13 protein-coding genes and 1 riboswitch are annotated in these 16,672 nt (G+C 65.0%); of the genes, 7 read left to right on the forward strand and 6 right to left on the reverse strand.

The window, feature by feature from the left end:
• Nucleotides 1–94 precede the first annotated feature (94 nt).
• From PDM29_RS02130 to metX, 3 genes are read right to left on the reverse strand one after another with little or no spacing between them, the layout of a single operon-like run.
• The gene (locus PDM29_RS02130; RefSeq protein WP_311192257.1) at nt 95–1,162 is read right to left on the reverse strand and encodes a homoserine dehydrogenase family protein; all 1,068 of its coding nucleotides are present in this window, start codon (nt 1,160–1,162) and stop codon (nt 95–97) included.
• Complete coding sequence (locus PDM29_RS02135) at nt 1,159–2,403, reverse strand: O-succinylhomoserine (thiol)-lyase (RefSeq protein ID WP_311192258.1); 1,245 nt, start codon at nt 2,401–2,403, stop codon at nt 1,159–1,161. Before PDM29_RS02135 ends, PDM29_RS02130 begins: the two co-directional genes overlap by 4 nt.
• Nucleotides 2,400–3,428 (reverse strand): homoserine O-succinyltransferase MetX, encoded by a 1,029-nt coding sequence (gene metX / locus PDM29_RS02140; protein WP_311192259.1) that lies wholly within the window; start codon nt 3,426–3,428, stop codon nt 2,400–2,402. The genes PDM29_RS02135 and metX overlap by 4 nt, the downstream gene beginning before the upstream one ends.
• 78 nt (nt 3,429–3,506) lie before the next feature.
• A riboswitch (SAM riboswitch) is annotated at nt 3,507–3,627 on the reverse strand.
• 145 nt (nt 3,628–3,772) lie between these two features.
• Between metX and PDM29_RS02145 the strand changes: the two genes are divergently transcribed.
• The 4 genes from PDM29_RS02145 (at nt 3,773) to PDM29_RS02160 (ending at nt 9,245) form a co-directional block, all read left to right on the forward strand.
• Entirely contained in the window at nt 3,773–4,648 is an 876-nt protein-coding gene (locus tag PDM29_RS02145) for a M23 family metallopeptidase (RefSeq protein WP_311192260.1), read from the forward strand.
• A gap of 62 nt (nt 4,649–4,710) precedes the next feature.
• Entirely contained in the window at nt 4,711–6,315 is a 1,605-nt protein-coding gene (locus PDM29_RS02150; RefSeq protein ID WP_311192261.1) for a peptide chain release factor 3, read from the forward strand.
• Between the two features lie 59 nt (nt 6,316–6,374).
• Entirely contained in the window at nt 6,375–7,007 is a 633-nt protein-coding gene (trhA, locus tag PDM29_RS02155) for a PAQR family membrane homeostasis protein TrhA (RefSeq protein WP_311192262.1), read from the forward strand.
• A gap of 264 nt (nt 7,008–7,271) precedes the next feature.
• Nucleotides 7,272–9,245, forward strand: coding sequence for an AsmA family protein (locus PDM29_RS02160; protein ID WP_425508703.1), 1,974 nt, complete (start codon nt 7,272–7,274; stop codon nt 9,243–9,245).
• Between the two features lie 102 nt (nt 9,246–9,347).
• Here the strand turns inward: PDM29_RS02160 and PDM29_RS02165 are convergent, their stop codons facing one another.
• Genes PDM29_RS02165 through mtgA form a run of 3 tightly spaced genes read right to left on the reverse strand, consistent with a single transcriptional unit; the run spans nt 9,348 to nt 11,511 of the window.
• Nucleotides 9,348–9,779 (reverse strand): CBS domain-containing protein, encoded by a 432-nt coding sequence (locus tag PDM29_RS02165; protein WP_311192264.1) that lies wholly within the window; start codon nt 9,777–9,779, stop codon nt 9,348–9,350.
• Nucleotides 9,739–10,758 (reverse strand): glycosyltransferase family 2 protein, encoded by a 1,020-nt coding sequence (locus PDM29_RS02170; protein WP_311192266.1) that lies wholly within the window; start codon nt 10,756–10,758, stop codon nt 9,739–9,741. Before PDM29_RS02170 ends, PDM29_RS02165 begins: the two co-directional genes overlap by 41 nt.
• Before the next feature lie 3 nt (nt 10,759–10,761).
• Complete coding sequence (gene mtgA, locus PDM29_RS02175) at nt 10,762–11,511, reverse strand: monofunctional biosynthetic peptidoglycan transglycosylase (RefSeq protein ID WP_311192267.1); 750 nt, start codon at nt 11,509–11,511, stop codon at nt 10,762–10,764.
• Between the two features lie 82 nt (nt 11,512–11,593).
• Here mtgA and hslO point away from each other — a divergent pair, with 82 nt between their 5' ends.
• The 3 genes from hslO to PDM29_RS02190 all read left to right on the forward strand — a co-directional run bounded on the left by hslO (nt 11,594) and on the right by PDM29_RS02190 (nt 16,600).
• Entirely contained in the window at nt 11,594–12,490 is an 897-nt protein-coding gene (gene hslO, locus PDM29_RS02180) for an Hsp33 family molecular chaperone HslO (RefSeq protein WP_311192268.1), read from the forward strand.
• A 166-nt stretch (nt 12,491–12,656) separates the two neighbouring features.
• Nucleotides 12,657–13,487, forward strand: coding sequence for an XOO1806 family protein (locus PDM29_RS02185; protein WP_425508739.1), 831 nt, complete (start codon nt 12,657–12,659; stop codon nt 13,485–13,487).
• 347 nt (nt 13,488–13,834) lie between these two features.
• Nucleotides 13,835–16,600: a TonB-dependent receptor gene (locus PDM29_RS02190; RefSeq protein ID WP_311192270.1), complete on the forward strand. Its 2,766-nt coding sequence runs from the start codon at nt 13,835–13,837 to the stop codon at nt 16,598–16,600.
• Nucleotides 16,601–16,672: the final 72 nt, after the last annotated feature.

Raw genomic sequence — 16,672 nt, forward strand, 5'->3', positions numbered from 1 at the left:
ACGAACCAGATACAGGCCAACGTTTAACCCTGATCGAAGCCCGTATCAGACGTTCATGACCGCGGAACGAAGAGCGGACGCGCATGGCGCGTCCCTACACCCGGGTGATGGACAGCACGTCGTCCAGCAACGCGGCGGCCGTTACCTCTGCTCCCGCACCCGGCCCCTGGATCAGCAGCGGCTGGGCGTTGTAGCGGTCGCTATGGATGGCGACCCGGTTATCGGTCTGTGCGCCACCGGCGAGCGGATGGTCCTGCGACACAATCCGCAAGCCGACCTGAGCACCCAAGTGATCAAAGCCGCCAATAAAGCGCAGACAGCCACCCTCCAGACGTGACTGACGCCATTGCTGTTGAATGTCTGCGTCGAGCAGGGACAGCTGTGCCAAGGCATTTTCCAATGGCAGGCGCGCGAGCGCGTCCGGCACCAGCGACGTGACCTGGACCTGCTCGCTGCGCAGCGCGATGCCGCTGGCCCGCGCCAGGATCAGCAGCTTGCGGCGCACATCCTCGCCAGACAGGTCCACGCGCGGGTCCGGTTCGGTGTAGCCGGCACTGAGCGCATCCCCCACCCACGCCGAGAACGGACGCTGCCCGTCGTAGTGATGGAACAGCCAGGCCAGTGAGCCGGACAGCACGCCTTCTACCCGGTGAATGTGATCGCCACCGGCCACCAGCGCACGCAGGCTGCTGAGCAGGGGCAGCCCCGCCCCTACCGTGGCGCTGTCGCCGTAGCGGGCACCGCCCTGCGTGCCGCTTTCTGCAATGGCCTCGGCACGCGACCAGTGGGTGCCCTGCCCGAGTTTGTTGGCGGTCACCACGTGCACGCCCCGCGCCAACCACTGCTCGTGCCAGTTGGCGACCTCATCGCTGGCCGTGGCGTCGACCACCACGTCACCGCGTTGCAATCCCTCCGCCTCGGCCCAGGGCTGCAGCGCGGGCACGGTCCGCGCAGCGCGGTTGGCCTGCTCCAGCTCAAGCACGGGTTCGGCACTACAGCGGAAGGTAGTACGCGAATTGGCCAGCCATGAGAACCGCGGCAGGGTCACACCACGCGATTGCAACACCTGATAGCGCTGCACGAATGCGCTGCCCACCGTGCCGGTACCCAGCAATGCCAGACGCCGGGGCTGTTCACGCACCAGCGGCAGCACCGCGCTCATGCATCCACCTGTTTGCGCAGCGCGGCGCGCGACTGCGCATCAATGACCGCCTGCGCGCGGGCCAGTCCGGCCTGCAGGTCGGCCACCAGGTCCTGCGCGTCCTCGATGCCCACCGACAGGCGCAACAGCCCCTCGCTGATACCCGCATGTGCACGGGCTTCCGGGGTCATGGCCGCATGGGTCATGGTTGCGGGATGCGCCACCAGGCTTTCCACGCCGCCCAGCGATTCGGCCAGGGTGAAACAGCGCAGACCGTCAACGAAGGCGCGCACAGCGGCGTGCGGATCGTCACCCGGACAGGACGCCAGTTCGAACGAGAGCATCGCGCCGAAACCACTCTGCTGGCGTGCGGCAATGGCGTGGCCGAGGTGATCGGCCAGACCCGGGTAGTAGACCTGGGCCACCGCATCGCTGGTCGCCAGCAGGTCAACAATGGCGGCGGTGTTTTCCTGGTGCACGCGCAGGCGCGCACCCAGCGTGCGCAGGCCACGCAGGGTCAGGAACGCGTCAAACGGCGAGCCGGTCAGGCCCAACGCATTGGCCCACCACACCAGCTGCTCGTGCAGCTGAGGATCACGCGCCACCACCGCGCCGCCGACCACATCGCTGTGGCCATTGATGTATTTGGTGGTGGAGTGCAGGACGAGGTCGGCACCGAACGCAATGGGCTGCTGCAGCGCCGGCGACAGGAAGGTGTTGTCCACCACCACCTTGGCACCAGCCCGATGCGCGGCGTCAATGACAAAGCGCAGATCGGTGATGCGCAGCAGCGGGTTGGACGGGGTTTCCACCAGCACCAGCGTTGGCGACTGCGCCAGCGCTTCGGAAAGCGAGCGCGGATCGGTCAGGTCGGCGGTCACCAGGGTGAAGTGCCCCTTCTTCGCCAATGCGTTGAACAGACGCCAGCTGCCACCGTACGCGTCATGCGGCACCACCAGGGTATCGCCGGGCTGCAGCAGGGCATTGAGCACCAAGTTGATCGCCCCCATGCCGGTGGAGGTGATCACGCCCCCCGCCCCGCCTTCAAGCTCGGCCAATGCTTCGCCCAGCAGGTCGCGGGTGGGGTTGCCACTGCGCGTGTAGTCGTACTGGCGCTTGTTGCCAAAGCCATCGAAGCTGAAATTCGACGACAGCACGATCGGCGGGGTCACCGCGCCGTAGGCGGTATCGCGGTCGATACCGGCGCGCACGGCGGCGGTGACACGGCTACAGTTCGGCTCGGAACCGGCGGACAGGCTCATGCGTTTTCTCCCGGGGTGCGAAATGCGTTGGCAAGGATCGCGTCGATGCGATCGGTTTCTTTGAGGAAGGCGTCGTGGCCGTACGGCGAGCGCAGCACGCGCAGGCTGCCGAACGGGCCCAGCCCTTCAACCAGTCCGACCAGGTCGGCCAGCGGCACCAGGCGATCCCCCTCCACGGCGACCACGACGGTGGGCACGCTGATCGCGGCAGGGTCGACCCGGTGCAGGTCAATGGATTCGGACAGACGCAGGTAGGCTTCCACCGGCGTGCGGCCGACGTACTGCGCGCCCGCAGCATCCAGATAATCTTCGGCAGCGACACGGACCCGGCCATTGACCACTTCCGGTGCGGCATCGAAGCGTTCACCGAACTCTTCCGGCGTGCGGTAACTGAGCATGGCGAACTGACGCGCGAGGCTGAGGCCATGACTTTCCGCGCACTGCAATTGGCCGAGCGCGACAGCGCGGCGCTGCAGCGCGCGCCAGGCTGCGGCATAGGGGTGCGGACGATGCGCGCCGCTGACCGCCACCAGACGGGTCACGCGCGCGCGATGGCGGATCGCAAACTGCTGGCCGACCAGTGCGCCGTAGGAGTAGCCAACGAAGCCGTGCAGACGATCGATGCCGAGGTGGTCCAGCAGCACGGCCAGCGCGTCAGCCTGGTCGGCGGTGTCGATCGGCACGTCCAGGGCACCGTCAGCGCCGAGAAAGTCGAATGCCAGGATGCGCAGCGACGCGGGATCGAGCGCACGTCCGGCAGCCACCAACCCTTCGGCCCAGCCCTTCTCGGCGAACTCGGTGTTGGCGGCAACATGGCGATGGGCGGAGATTCCCCCCGCCAGCACCACCACCGGGGCGTCTGCACGGCCCACCAGTTCGTAGCGCAGGCGGACCGGGCGCGCGCCGGCATGGCGCAGCGTCAGCACGGTGGCGAACTCGCCGCGCACGGCGGCACGCCCGGCATCAACCGGCACGCTCAGCGGAACGAAGGATTCAGAAACGGCGGCTGCAGTGGCGAACGTCATGGCGGTATCCCGGAGAGGAAAACGGCCATCGAGCTTTCGCGGAGCTCGCGTTCGAAGTGCGCGCACAGCGCACGATTCGAACCATCTTTCGGTGGACGCCACGGTCCCCGCAGGATTTGGCACCTACGCAGGGTGCTTGCGCACGCTGCGGGCTGCCCCGGCTTCAAAGGGCCTGTCCCTCTGCCGGTCTCGATGGTGGAGCCACGATGCCAGCCCCGGATCAGTATGTCAATCCCTTCATCTGGATGAAGCGATATATTTTTTTCGAATAAGCCGACCGGGCAACCCTTTCCTCAACCGACCCGGTTGCGTAGAGTCCGCCCACATTCACCGGAAGACTGAACATGCGCTGGACCCTGCTGCCGCTGCTGCTCTGCCCCTTGTTCGCCAGCGCCGCTGCTTCTCCGGACTGGCGTTCCGGCTGGGGGCTGACAGGCGGCCCCGACCAAGGGCCCCGGCAGGCCGCCGGTGGTATTGCTTCGGTCCAGCTGGAAGGCAGCGGCGAGCGCTGGCAGGCGCGCGTGGACAACCACCTGGCAGGACCGGTGCAGATCACCCTGAGCCAGGACGTGGGTGCCGCGTTGCTGCCCGGCTTGCCGGTGCAGGCCGTGCTGCAGCCGGCGGCGCGCGTGGTGGTGGCGCAACTACCATTGCCAGCGCAGCCCCAACGGCTGAACGTCCGGCTGGAAGCCATTCCGGGCGATCCGGCGGCCCGCCCGCAGGACGTGGCCTATGCCCTGCCCTTCATTTCCACCCGCTTCCAGGTCACCCAGGCTCCGCAGGGCCGCTACAGCCACAGCGACCCGGAAAACCGCGATGCGATCGATTTCGCCCTGCCCGAAGGCACGCCGGTGCTGGCCGCGCGCCGTGGCAAGGTGATGCAGGTGCAGGGCAACTTCACCGAAAACGGCACCGACCCCCTGCGCGACCGCACGCGCGCCAACTTCATCCGGATCCTGCACGAGGACGGCAGCATGGCGGTCTATGCCCACCTGCGCGCCAATGGCGTACTGGTGCGCAGCGGCCAGCAGGTCGAGACCGGCCAGCGCATTGGGCTGTCCGGCAACACCGGCTACAGCACGGCGCCCCACCTTCACTTTGTGGTCCAGGCCAATACCGGCATGCAGCTGCAGTCGGTACCGGTGCGGATCGTCACCGACCGGGGCGAGCTGCACTTCGCACGTGAAGACGGCCCCACCGGGCCCGCCGCAAGCCCTTGAGCGCTCAGGTATAATCAGGCGCTTATCTCTCTGAAAAGCGCCCCGGGCGGGCGCGCCACGCCATGTCCGAAGTCGCTACCGAAGCTGCGCGCCGCCGCACCTTCGCCATCATTTCCCACCCTGACGCCGGCAAGACCACGCTGACTGAAAAGCTGCTGCTGTTCGGGGGCGCGATCCAGATGGCCGGTTCGGTCAAGGGCCGCAAGGCCGCGCGCCACGCCACCTCCGACTGGATGGCACTGGAAAAGGAACGCGGCATTTCAGTCACCTCCTCGGTGATGCAGTTCCCGTACGAAGGCAAGATCGTCAACCTGCTCGATACCCCCGGGCATGCTGACTTCGGCGAAGACACCTACCGGGTGCTGACCGCGGTGGACTCGGCGCTGATGGTCATCGACGTCGCCAAGGGCGTGGAAGAACGCACCATCAAGCTGATGGAGGTGTGCCGCCTGCGCGACACCCCGATCATGACCTTCATCAACAAGCTCGACCGCGAAGGCAAGGAGCCGATCGACCTGCTCGACGAGGTCGAGAGCGTTCTGGGCATCCAGTGCGCGCCGGTGACCTGGCCGATCGGCATGGGCCAGCGCCTGAAGGGCGTGGTGCATCTGATCAGCGGCGAAGTGCACCTGTACGAACAGGGCCGCAACTTCACCCGCCAGGACTCGACCATCTTCCCGTCGATCGACTCGCCGGGGCTGGCCGAGAAAATCGGCGAACAGATGCTGGCCGAGCTGCGTGACGAACTGGAACTGGTGCAGGGTGCCAGTCACCCGTTCGACCTGGACGCCTACCGGGCGGGCAAGCAGACCCCGGTGTTCTTCGGCTCGGGCGTGAACAACTTCGGCGTACAGCCGCTACTGGACTTCTTCGTCGAGCATGCGCCGTCGCCGCAGGCGCGCGCCACCACTGGCCGCGAGATTGCCCCGCAGGAAAACAAGCTGACCGGCTTCGTGTTCAAGATCCAGGCCAACATGGATCCGCAGCACCGCGACCGGGTCGCCTTCATGCGCGTGTGCTCGGGGCGTTTCACCGCCGGCATGAAGACCTTCCATGTGCGCACCGGCAAGGAGATGAAGCTGGCCAATGCGCTGACCTTCATGGCCAGCGACCGTGAAATCGCCGCCGAAGCGTGGCCGGGCGACGTGATCGGCATCCACAACCACGGCACGATTTCCATCGGCGACACCTTCACCGAAGGCGAAGCGGTCAGCTTCACCGGCATCCCCAACTTCGCCCCGGAACTGTTCCGCCGCGCCCGCCTGCGCGATCCGCTCAAGCTCAAGCAACTGCAGAAGGGCCTGGCCCAGCTCTCCGAAGAAGGGGCCACCCAGTTCTTCCGCCCGTTGATGAGCAACGACCTCATTCTGGGTGCCGTGGGCGTGCTGCAGTTCGACGTGGCCGCTTACCGGCTGAAGGACGAGTACGGCGTGGAAGCCGTGTTCGAGCCGGTCAGCGTGACGACCGCACGCTGGGTGACCTGCGACAACGAGAAGAAGCTGGAAGAGTTCCGCGAGAAGAATGCCAACAACCTCGGCATCGACGCGGCGGGCCATCTGGTCTACCTGGCTCCGACCCGGGTCAACCTGCAGCTGGCCCAGGAACGCGCACCAGACGTGCGTTTCGCCGCCACCCGCGAGGCCGCACACAGCATTTCCGTCAGCTGAGCACCGCCGTGCGATGATAGGGGGGAGCGGGATCCCCCTCCCCGCGGATCGCATCGCACATGACTACCGTTGCTTCCGTCCGAGAAGAAATCGCCAGCGCCCTGACCCACGGTCTGGGCGCGGTGGCCGCGCTGGCCGGCAGCGCCGTCCTGATCACCCTGGCCGCCATCTACGGCGACGGCTGGCAGCTGGCCAGCGCGATTGTGTTCGGCATTGCGCTGCTGCTGTTGTACACCGCCTCCACGCTGTACCACGCCATCCAGCACCCGGTGGCCAAGGGGCGACTGAAGGTGTTCGACCATTGTGCGATCTACCTGCTGATCGCCGGCACCTATACACCGTTCACCCTGATCGGCCTGCGTGGCCCGTGGGGCTGGGGTCTGTTCAGCGCGATCTGGGCGCTGGCGGTGTTCGGGGTGATCTTCAAGTTGTTCTACACCGGCCGCTTCAAGCTGCTGTCGACGGCGATCTACATTGCCATGGGCTGGCTCGTGGTGGTGGCGATCAAGCCGATGTGGGCGTCGATGGATGGCTGGACGCTGGGCTGGTTGTTTGCCGGTGGGTTGTCTTACACCTTGGGCACGTATTTTTATCACCGCGAGTCGATTCCGTATTCGCATGCGATTTGGCATTTGTTTGTGATTGGCGGCAGCGTCTGCCACTTTGTGGCCGTGACAGCACAGGTTCTGTAGAGCCACGCCCTGCGTGGCTGCTCTTCGTTCGGGCGTCATGAACGCCTGACACACGTCTTCGGTTGGGTCTAAACGCCGGACCAGTTGATTGACGCCGTTTTCATGCGGCTTCGGACGCTTGTGCCGCGCTGCGCGCGGGTACCACGCATGGCGTGGTACCTACGAATTGTTACGTGCGCAGGACGATGGCGTTGGTTGTGCTGCTGACATCGCGGTTACCTTTGCTTCGCGTCCTGTGCACGCAGGTCGGGCAACGATGCGAGCGTGAATACTGAATCTGCTCAGGTTGCGTCTTCCCGCTCGCGTTGGTCGTGGCGTCGTCCCGGCAAGCGCGGGCAGCGTTGGCTGGCGGTGCTGGTGTTTCTGGTTGCGCTGGTGCTGCTGGTGATCGCGCTGTGGGACTGGAACTGGTTCAAGGGGCCGGTGGAGCGGGCGGTGCAGGCCAAGACCGGGCGTGAGTTCCATATCAATGGGAACTTGGATGTGGACCTGGGCCGCGTGGTGACGGTGCGGGGTGATGGACTGACCTTCGCCAATGCCGAATGGTCGAAGCAACCGCAGATGGCCAGCGCGGACCGGGCCGAAATTGATGTGCGCTTCTGGCCCCTGCTGCGTGGCCAGGTGATGATTCCGGAAATCCGCATGACCCGACCGGACCTGCTGCTGGAGACCGCGCCGCGCAAGGACCAGCCGGGCAACTGGGATTTCCTGGGCCCCAGCGACGGTAAGCCGCCGGTGCTGCAGCGCCTGCTGATCGACGATGGCCGCCTGCAGTTTCTGGATGCCGCTGGAAAGACCGACATTCTGGTGGCGTTGAACAGCGGCAAGCCGAAGAACCCTGATAGTGCACCGCCACTGCTGGTGAAGGGCAAAGGCCGCTGGCAGGGCAATCCGTTCACGCTGGACGGCAACACCGAATCGCCGCTGGAGCTGAGCAACAGCGACCATCCGTTCCGCATCCACCTGGACGGGCGCGCCGGCGCGACCCATGCCATCGCCAGTGGCACGCTGACCAATCCGTTCGCGCTGCGCACCTTCGATCTGGACTTCATGCTCAGTGGCCAGGATATGGAAGACCTGTATCCGCTGATCGGCTTGGCCATTCCGTCGACGCCGCCGTACAAACTCAAGGGCCGGCTGAAGCGCAACAACGATGTGTGGCGCTACGAGAACTTCACCGGCACAGCAGGCGACAGCGACCTCGGTGGCACGGCGCAGATTGAAGTGGGCCGCGAACGCCCCTTCCTGAAGGCCGAACTGTTTTCCAAGCGACTGGACTTCGATGACCTGGCCGGATTTGTCGGCGCGCCACCAAAAACCGGCAGCGGTGAGTCGGCCAATGCCGAGCAGAAAGCCGAAGCCGCTGAACTGAAGGCCAGCGCACGGGTACTGCCGGATACGCCCTATAACCTGACCAAGCTGCGCGCGATGGATGCCGACGTGCGCTGGAAGGCACAGCGGATCAATGCGCCTTCGCTGCCGTTGGACGACATGGATGCGCACCTCACCCTGGACGCTGGCCTGTTGCAGCTTCAGCCGCTGAACTTCGGCGTGGCCGGCGGCGACATCCGCAGCAATGTGCGACTGGATGCGCGCAAGGACACCATCGACACCCGCCTGCAGGCCAGCATCCGCAAGGTACAGCTGGGCAAACTGTTCCCGGATGCGAAGCTGGCCGAGCAGGCTTCGGGCGGCATCAGCGGTGATATCGACCTGCGCGGCCAGGGCAACTCGGTAGCCGCGATGCTGGGCAGTTCCGACGGCACCGTAGCGGTTGGCATGGGCCGGGGGCACATCGGCAACCTGATCATGGAACTGGCCGGGCTGGACGTGGCCGAGTCACTGAAGTTCCTGTTCACCGGCGACAAGCAGATTCCCCTGCGATGTGCGTGGGGCGATTTCGGCGTGGCACGCGGTGTGATGACCTCCACCGCGCTGGCCTTCGACACCGAGGACACGTTGATTCTGGGCGAAGGCACGGTGGATCTGAAACAGGAGCAGCTGGATCTGCTGCTGCGGCCGCGCCCGAAGGACATCAGCATCCTGGCGCTGCGCTCACCGCTGCGGATCGGCGGCACGTTCAAGGTTCCGTCGTTCCGCCCGGACTTCAAGGCACTGGGCGTGCGCGGTGCGATCGCGCTGACGCTGGCCAGCATCACCCCGCCGGCCGCCCTGCTGGCCACCATCGAGACCGGTCCGGGCAAGGACAGCAACTGCGGCGGCCGCTACGCAAAATAACCCGGCGACGAAATGCCAGATTCCGCGTAGTGACACGCCATGCGTGTCAATCAATGCCGCGTTCGGGACCGCGATGACACGCATGGCGTGTCACTACCGGCCTCAACCAGCGACGATGTACTGCTGCAGCTGATCCAGCTTCTGCGCCTGATCGTCGATCACCGACTTGACCAGATCGCCGATGGAGATCACGCCGATCACCCCGCTTTCGTCCACCACCGGAAGATGACGGATGCGGTGGTCTGTGACCAGCTGCAGGCAGTGTTCGACCTGCTGGGCAGGGGCGACAGTGATCACCTGCGCGGTCATGATGTCGCGGACCTGTGTGTTTCGCGAAGAGCGATCATGCAGCACGATCTTGCGTGCATAGTCGCGCTCGGACAGGATCCCGACCAGATGGCCCTGGTCCATCACCAGCACCGCGCCGATGCCCTTTTCTGCCATCAGCCGGATCGCGTCGATCACCGCCGCGTCCGGGCGGACCTCGAATACCTCAGGAGACTTGCCTTCCAACAGTTGCCGTACCGTGGTCATCTGCCTGCCCTCCAGCAATGGGATGCAGGGCCGAGTCTGCCACGGACGGTGCATGCCAGGTGTCAACCAGATACAGCGGCCGCTGCTTGGACTCCTCGTACAGCCTTCCCAGATACTCGCCAATCAGGCCCAGCGCGATCAGCTGGACCCCGCCCAGGAACAGGATCACCGACATCATGGTCGGATAGCCCGCTACCCGGTCGCCATACAGGGCCGCCTTGACGATCACCCACATGCCGAACAGGAAAGCGAAACTGGCCGTGGCCAGGCCCAGGTAGGTCGCGGCCCTCAAGGGTGCGGTGGAAAAGCTGGTGATCCCCTCCAGGGCGAAATTCCACAGCTTCCAGAATCCAAACTTGCTGCTGCCCACCATCCGCGCATGACGGTGGTACGGCAGCGCCTTGCGCCGGAAGCCCACCCAGCCGAACAGGCCCTTCATGAACCGGTGGCGTTCACGCAGCTGACCGAGCGCCTGCACCGCGCGCGGCGACAACAGCCGGAAGTCGCCGGTGTCGGCCGGGATCGGCGTTTTCGACAGCCTCCTTACCACCCGGTAGAACGCCGCCGCCGTGGTACGGCGGAACCAGCTTTCGCCGTCACGCTCGAGTCGGGTGCCGTAGATGTTGTCGTAGCCCTGACGCCACAACGCCACGAACTCGGGAATCAGCTCCGGCGGATCCTGGCCGTCCGCATCGAGCAGCATCACCGCGCCAGCATCGACGAAATCCAGCCCGGCAGTCACCGCCGCCTCCTTGCCGAAGTTGCGCGACAGCCGCAGCAGCCCGACCGACGCATCGTCGGCCGCCAGTTCCTGCATGACCTGCCAGGTGTCGTCGGTGCTGCCGTCGTCGACATACAGCACCCCGCACTCCAGGTCCGGCAGCGCATCGAGCACCGCGCGCAGGCGCGGGTGCAGCAAGGGCAGCGCCTGGGCTTCGTTATGCGCGGCGATGACCAGGGTCAGGCGTTCGTTCGGCATGCGTCAGTCCTCGCCCAGGTAACCGGCCCCACCCAGCTGCCGCGCCTGGCGCTGGATCCAGGCGGCACGGCGCTGCACATAAGGCCCCGGCTTGGCCGCGTTGTAGCGCCTCGGGGCCGGCAGCACCGCCGCCAAACGCGCGCTTTCCGCCGGCGTCAGCCGCGCGGCGTCCTTGTTCCAGTACTGGCGCGCAGCTGCTTGGGCTCCGTAGATGCCATCGCCGAACTCGGCGATGTTGGCGTACATCTCCAGGATCCGCGATTTCGGCCACAAGGTTTCAATCAGCAACGTGTACCAGACCTCCAGGCCTTTGCGCACCCAGCTGCGGCCCTGCCACAGGAACAGGTTCTTGGCGACCTGCTGGCTGATCGTGCTGGCCCCACGCAGGCGGCCGCCGCGCGCGTTGTGGTCGCGCGCCTTCTCGATGGCCTTCAGGTCGAACCCGTTGTGCTGGGGGAAGCGCTGGTCTTCGGCGGCGACCAGCGAGATCGGCAGGCTGGGGGCCATCTGATCGAGGTCGCGCCACTGGTAATGCAGGCGATAGCTCCAGTCGCCCTCGCCCAGCGCCTCGCCATAGCGCAACAGCATCACCGTGGACATCGGCGGATCCACAAAGCGCAGTACGGCCACCTGAAGCACACTTCCGGCCACGAACAGCAGCGGCAGCCACAGCAGCAGCTTCCAGCGCCAGCGGCGTGGACGCGGGGATTCCAGGCCGGTGTCGGCCTTGTGGTTGCTACGCTCTGCCCCCATTACTGGTGCATCCTCTGCTTACACGGTTGTCGGCGCATTATCCGGCAACCTGCCCTCTTTTATATAAGCTGCCCACGACCTGATGACTGCCCAGACCGACTCCCTCACCCGCTTCCTGCTTCCCGACGCCGGCGTGCGCGGCGTGCACGTCCAGCTGGACGCCACTTGGCAGGAAATCCAGGCCCCGGCCAGCTATCCGCCGGCGGCGACCGAGCTGCTGGGTGAAGCCAGCGTGGCAGCGGCTTTGTTCACCGGCCACACCAAGGTTGACGGTCGCCTGTCGATCCAGCTGCGCAGCAGCACCGCACTGCGTACCCTGTTTGCCGAGTGCACCGCGGCCGGCACCCTGCGCGGCGTGGTGCAGCTGGCCGATGGCGGCGGCGAGGTTTCGCGCGATCTGACCGCACTGGGCGCGGACGCGCTGCTGGCCATCACCATTGAAAACCCGGGCCTGGACCCGCGTGAGCCGCAGCGCTACCAGAGCCTGGTCGGGCTGGACGCGGCGGCACTGGATGAAGCCTTCGAGGACTACTTCCGGCAGTCCGAGCAGTTGCCCACCCGCCTGCTGCTGGCCGCCGATGGCAGCCGCGCTGCCGGCCTGCTGCTGCAGAAGCTGCCGGGCGATGAAGGCGATGCCGATGGCTGGGACCGCGCCAGCGCCCTGTTTGAGACTCTGGGCAAGCAGGAACTGCTGGACACGCCGGCCCAGACCCTGCTGCACCGGCTGTTCCACGAGGAAAAACCGGAACTGCTGGGCGAGCGCCCGCTGCGCTTTGCCTGCTCCTGCTCGCGGGAACGGGTTGAAGGCATGCTGCAGTCGCTGGGCGAGGAAGAGGCCCGGGCCGCGGCCGAGCCAACCGGTTCCGTCGAGATCCGATGCGAATTTTGCGGACGGGAGTATCACTTTCCGTTGACGGAGTTGGACATAATGTTCCATGACGCCGGGGTTGCCTCCCCGGCTCCTGAACGGCTTCAGTAACGGCCGTGCGAGTTTTGTTCTGGGGAGAACCAAGACTTGTCAACGAACACTTGTTAAGAAATCATAAACACCCTAGGATCAGGTTCCCGCTTTGTCGGGAACTTGTGCTCACCCCTGCTGTCTGAGAAGTCCCATGCGTGCCCTCCTGCGTCTACCGCTGGCCCTGATGATCGCCCTTGCCGCGATCCCGGGCGCGTATGCGCAGTCCAAGGCGCGTGCCGACAGCACGGTGCTGCCGGTGTGGAACAAGGGCAGCGGCAAAGTCGAGGCCCTGCTGTACCTGGAGCCCACCGGTGAACAGGCTGCCGGTGCGCGCTGGCACTTCGGGCGCAGTTCGCTCGATGCGGCGTTTGGCTTGTCGTCGGGCGATTCGCTGGGCCTGCTGTGCAGCAGCAGCGGCGGCGGGGCCAGCATGAGCAGCCTGGCCAGCCATTGCATGCTGGCCAGCCTCGGCGATGATGACGAAGACAGTCCGCTCAGCCGCCGCGTCACCGGCACGGCTGCCTTCAACCGCCCCGGCGGCCGCCTCGGCATCACCGCCGGCACAGGCCGTGAAAGCCTGCCGGCGTGGCTGGCCGGCCCGAACAAGTCGCCGGCGCTGCGCGCCGAGCAGAACGACCTCACTGTGTTCGGCCAGAAGAACATCGGTCGCGAAGGCTTCGTGTCGATCGGCGGCACCTACGCCAAGGCACGCCTGGTTCCGTTGTCCGACGTCTCCCCGGCCCTGGTGGACCGCTGGGACAGCAAGAGCCTCACCTTGGGGGCCGGCTACGGCAACTTCAGCGGCAACATCATCGGCCGCGTGGTCGACGTGCCCGGCCAGCCCGGCAAGTGGGAAGGTCTGGGCCTGGGCCTGACCTGGCGCACCCCGTGGAGCGGCCAGCTTACGGTAGGGGCGGAGAACGTGATCACCCGCGGCAAGAACCCGTTCGCTCCGCGCAACGAAAGCAATGACGAAGGCACCGTGCCTTACGTGCGGTACGAGCAGGATCTCTGACCGGCGATCCGGTTCATCTTGGCACCAATCGAAAGCGCGCCTCCGGCGCGCTTTTTGTTTGCTTCGGCGAAACTTCCTTGGCTGGCGGATACAAACCGTTACACATCAGTCGCAACTATTTTCATAACGTTTTTTTAACAATTGTCCGTGCCACCACCCCGAACGCCTTGGCCCACAAGGACTTTGCCGAATTTCACATAGATCACAGACTTCATTAACACTACTTTAATTCTTGCGAAGTGGGAGTTAGTATCGAGTCAGCCTTGTGGTCTTTGGTGCTCCGTTTGGCACCGCCCTAAGGCACACACCCCAGTGAATACCCAAGATTCCCTTGGAGAGAGAGAGCAATGAACTTTAAGTCCAACAAGCTGCGTGATGCAGTGCTGGCGGCTCTGGTCGTCGGCGCGGGCATGGGCGCCGCCCAGGCTCAGGAAGCCGCCGAGACGACCAACCTGGATCGCATCTCGGTTACCGGTTCGCGCATCAAGAGCACCGACATCGAAACCTCGCAGCCGGTGCTGAGCCTGACCCGCGCGGACATCGACAAGCAGGGCGTGACCTCGGTCGCCGACATCCTGCAGCGCGTCGCCGCCAACGGTGCCGCCCTGAACCGTACCTTCAACAACGGCGGTGACGGCTCCTCCGGCATCAGCCTGCGCAACCTGGGTTCCCAGCGTACCCTGGTGCTGGTCAACGGCCGTCGTTGGACCACCGGTCTGGACGGCAGCGTCGACCTGAACACCATTCCGGTCGCCATGATCGAGCGCATCGACGTCCTGAAGGACGGCGCATCGACCATCTATGGTTCGGACGCCATCGCCGGCGTGGTCAACATCGTCACCAAGCGCGACTTCGACGGTGCTGAAGCCAACTTCTACAAGGGCCAGTACAGCCAGGGCGACGGCGAGCGCGAAGCCTATGACTTCACCCTGGGCACCACCACCGACCGCGCTTCGATCATGATCGGCGCTGCGTACGTGAAGGAACAGGAAGTCATGGCCGGCGATCGCAAGATCTCCGCCGGTGGCCCGCCGTTCTTCAGCGGCCAGAGCGGCACCGGTATTCCGGGTTCCTACCTGCTCGGCGGCCGTCGCTACGTCAACATCGACGGCGTGCAGACCCCGTTCGTCAGCAGCGTCCACGGTTACAACACCGCGCCAGACAACTACCTGCTGACCCCGCAGGAGCGCACCTCGCTGTTCGCATCGGGCTCGTACAACGTCACCGACAACATCACCTTCCGCACGGAAGCGATGTACAACGAGCGCAAGTCCGAGCAGTTGCTGGCTGCCATGCCGGTCACCAACATGACCCTCAGCGCCGCCAGCATGTACAACCCTTACGGCGTCAACCTGACCGGCGTGAACCGTCGCTTCAATGAAACCGGCGGCCGTTCGTTCAACCAGAACGTCAAGAACTGGCACTTCTACGGCGGCTTCGAAGGCTTCTTCGAGTTCGCTGACCGTACCTTCGACTGGGACGTCGGCTACCGCTACGACAAGACCGACCAGAACGACCTGACCTACGGCCTGCTGAACCTGGGTCGCCTGAACGAGGCCTACGGTCCGTCGGGTATCGACCCGGTGACCGGCGCTGCCGTGTGCTTCGATGCTTCCGGCGCGATCATTCCGGGCTGTGCACCGATCAATCCGATTGGCGGCCTGGGCTCGATCTCGCAGGCGGCACTGGACTACACCACCTTCACCGCGCACGACTCCAACACCCAGGTCTCGAAGGGCTACTACGCCAACATCTCCGGGACCATCGTCGAGCTGCCGGCCGGTCCGCTGGGCGTCGCTGCCGGTTACGAATACCGCAAGGAAAGCGGCCAGTTCGATCCGGACGCCTTCATCGCCGCCGGCCTGAGCACCGGTAACGGTGCCAGCCCGACCGCCGGTTCGTACGACCTGGACGAGTTCTACCTGGAATTCGCAATCCCGGTGCTGGCTGACCTGCCGGGTGCCAAGCTGCTCGACTTCAGCGTGGCCACCCGCTACTCGAAGTACAGCAACTTCGGCAACACCACCAACAACAAGTTCGGGTTCCGCTGGAAGCCGATCGATGACCTGATGATCCGCGGTAACTACTCGGAAGGCTTCCGCGCGCCGAGCATCAACGACCTGTTCCGCGGTGATGCAGATTCGTTCGAAACCTACGCCGATCCGTGTGCGGTTCCCAATGGCCTGCGCGACATCCCGTCGGTGGCTGCCCGCTGTGCGGCGGAAGGCGTGCCGATCGGCTTCGTGCAGCCGAACACCGATGGTGAAGCTGGTTCCATCCAGACCGTCGAGCCGTTCACCTGGCAGGCCAACCAGGACCTGAAGCCGGAAACCTCGACCAGCAAGACGCTGGGCCTGGTGTTCAGCCCGAGCTTCGCCCCGGGCCTGAACGTCACCCTGGACTGGTGGCAGATCGAAATCGAAGACGCGATCACCCGTCCGGCGATCGGTGACATCCTGGACCGTTGCTACCAGGGCACCGCGCAGCAGCAGGCGATCTACTGCGGCCTGATCACGCGTGATCCGAACTACGGTGCTGACGAAGAAAACTACACCATCGTCAACGTCAACATGCCGCTGCAGAACCTGTCCTCCTACAAGGTGGAAGGCTGGGATCTGGGCCTGATGTACCGCCTGCCGGAAACCTCGTTCGGTCAGTTCTCGATCAACTGGGACAGCACCTACCTGAGCAAGTGGGAAACCAAGCCGACGGCCGACGCACAGGCGGAAGGCCTGCAGGGTGACTACCTGAACCAGGATCCGTACTGGCGCATCCGTTCGAACCTGTACGTCGACTGGTCCTTCCAGGACTTCGGCGTCAACTACGGTCTGCGTTACAAGTCGGGCATGACCGAAGAGTGCAACCTGAGCGGTGCACTGGCGACGGCCTACTGCTCCGATCCGGAAGGCGGCACGAACCACATCGGTGCCACCACCTACCACGACATCCAGTTCCGCTACAACACTCCGTGGAACGGTACCGTCATGCTGGGCGTGAACAACCTGTGGGACAAGCAGCCGCCGACCTCGTACGTCGTGGCTTACAACATGTTCGACCCGCAGTACGACCTGCCGGGCCGTTACTACTACATGCAGTACAAGCAGAAGTTCTGATCGATCCACTGATCAGCACCTGATGCAGCAACGGCCCCGAAAGGGGCCGTTGTTTTTTGTGCATCATGCGAT

It is taken from the genome of Stenotrophomonas oahuensis (assembly GCF_031834595.1).
GTDB classification, from domain to species: Bacteria; Pseudomonadota; Gammaproteobacteria; order Xanthomonadales; family Xanthomonadaceae; genus Stenotrophomonas; species Stenotrophomonas oahuensis.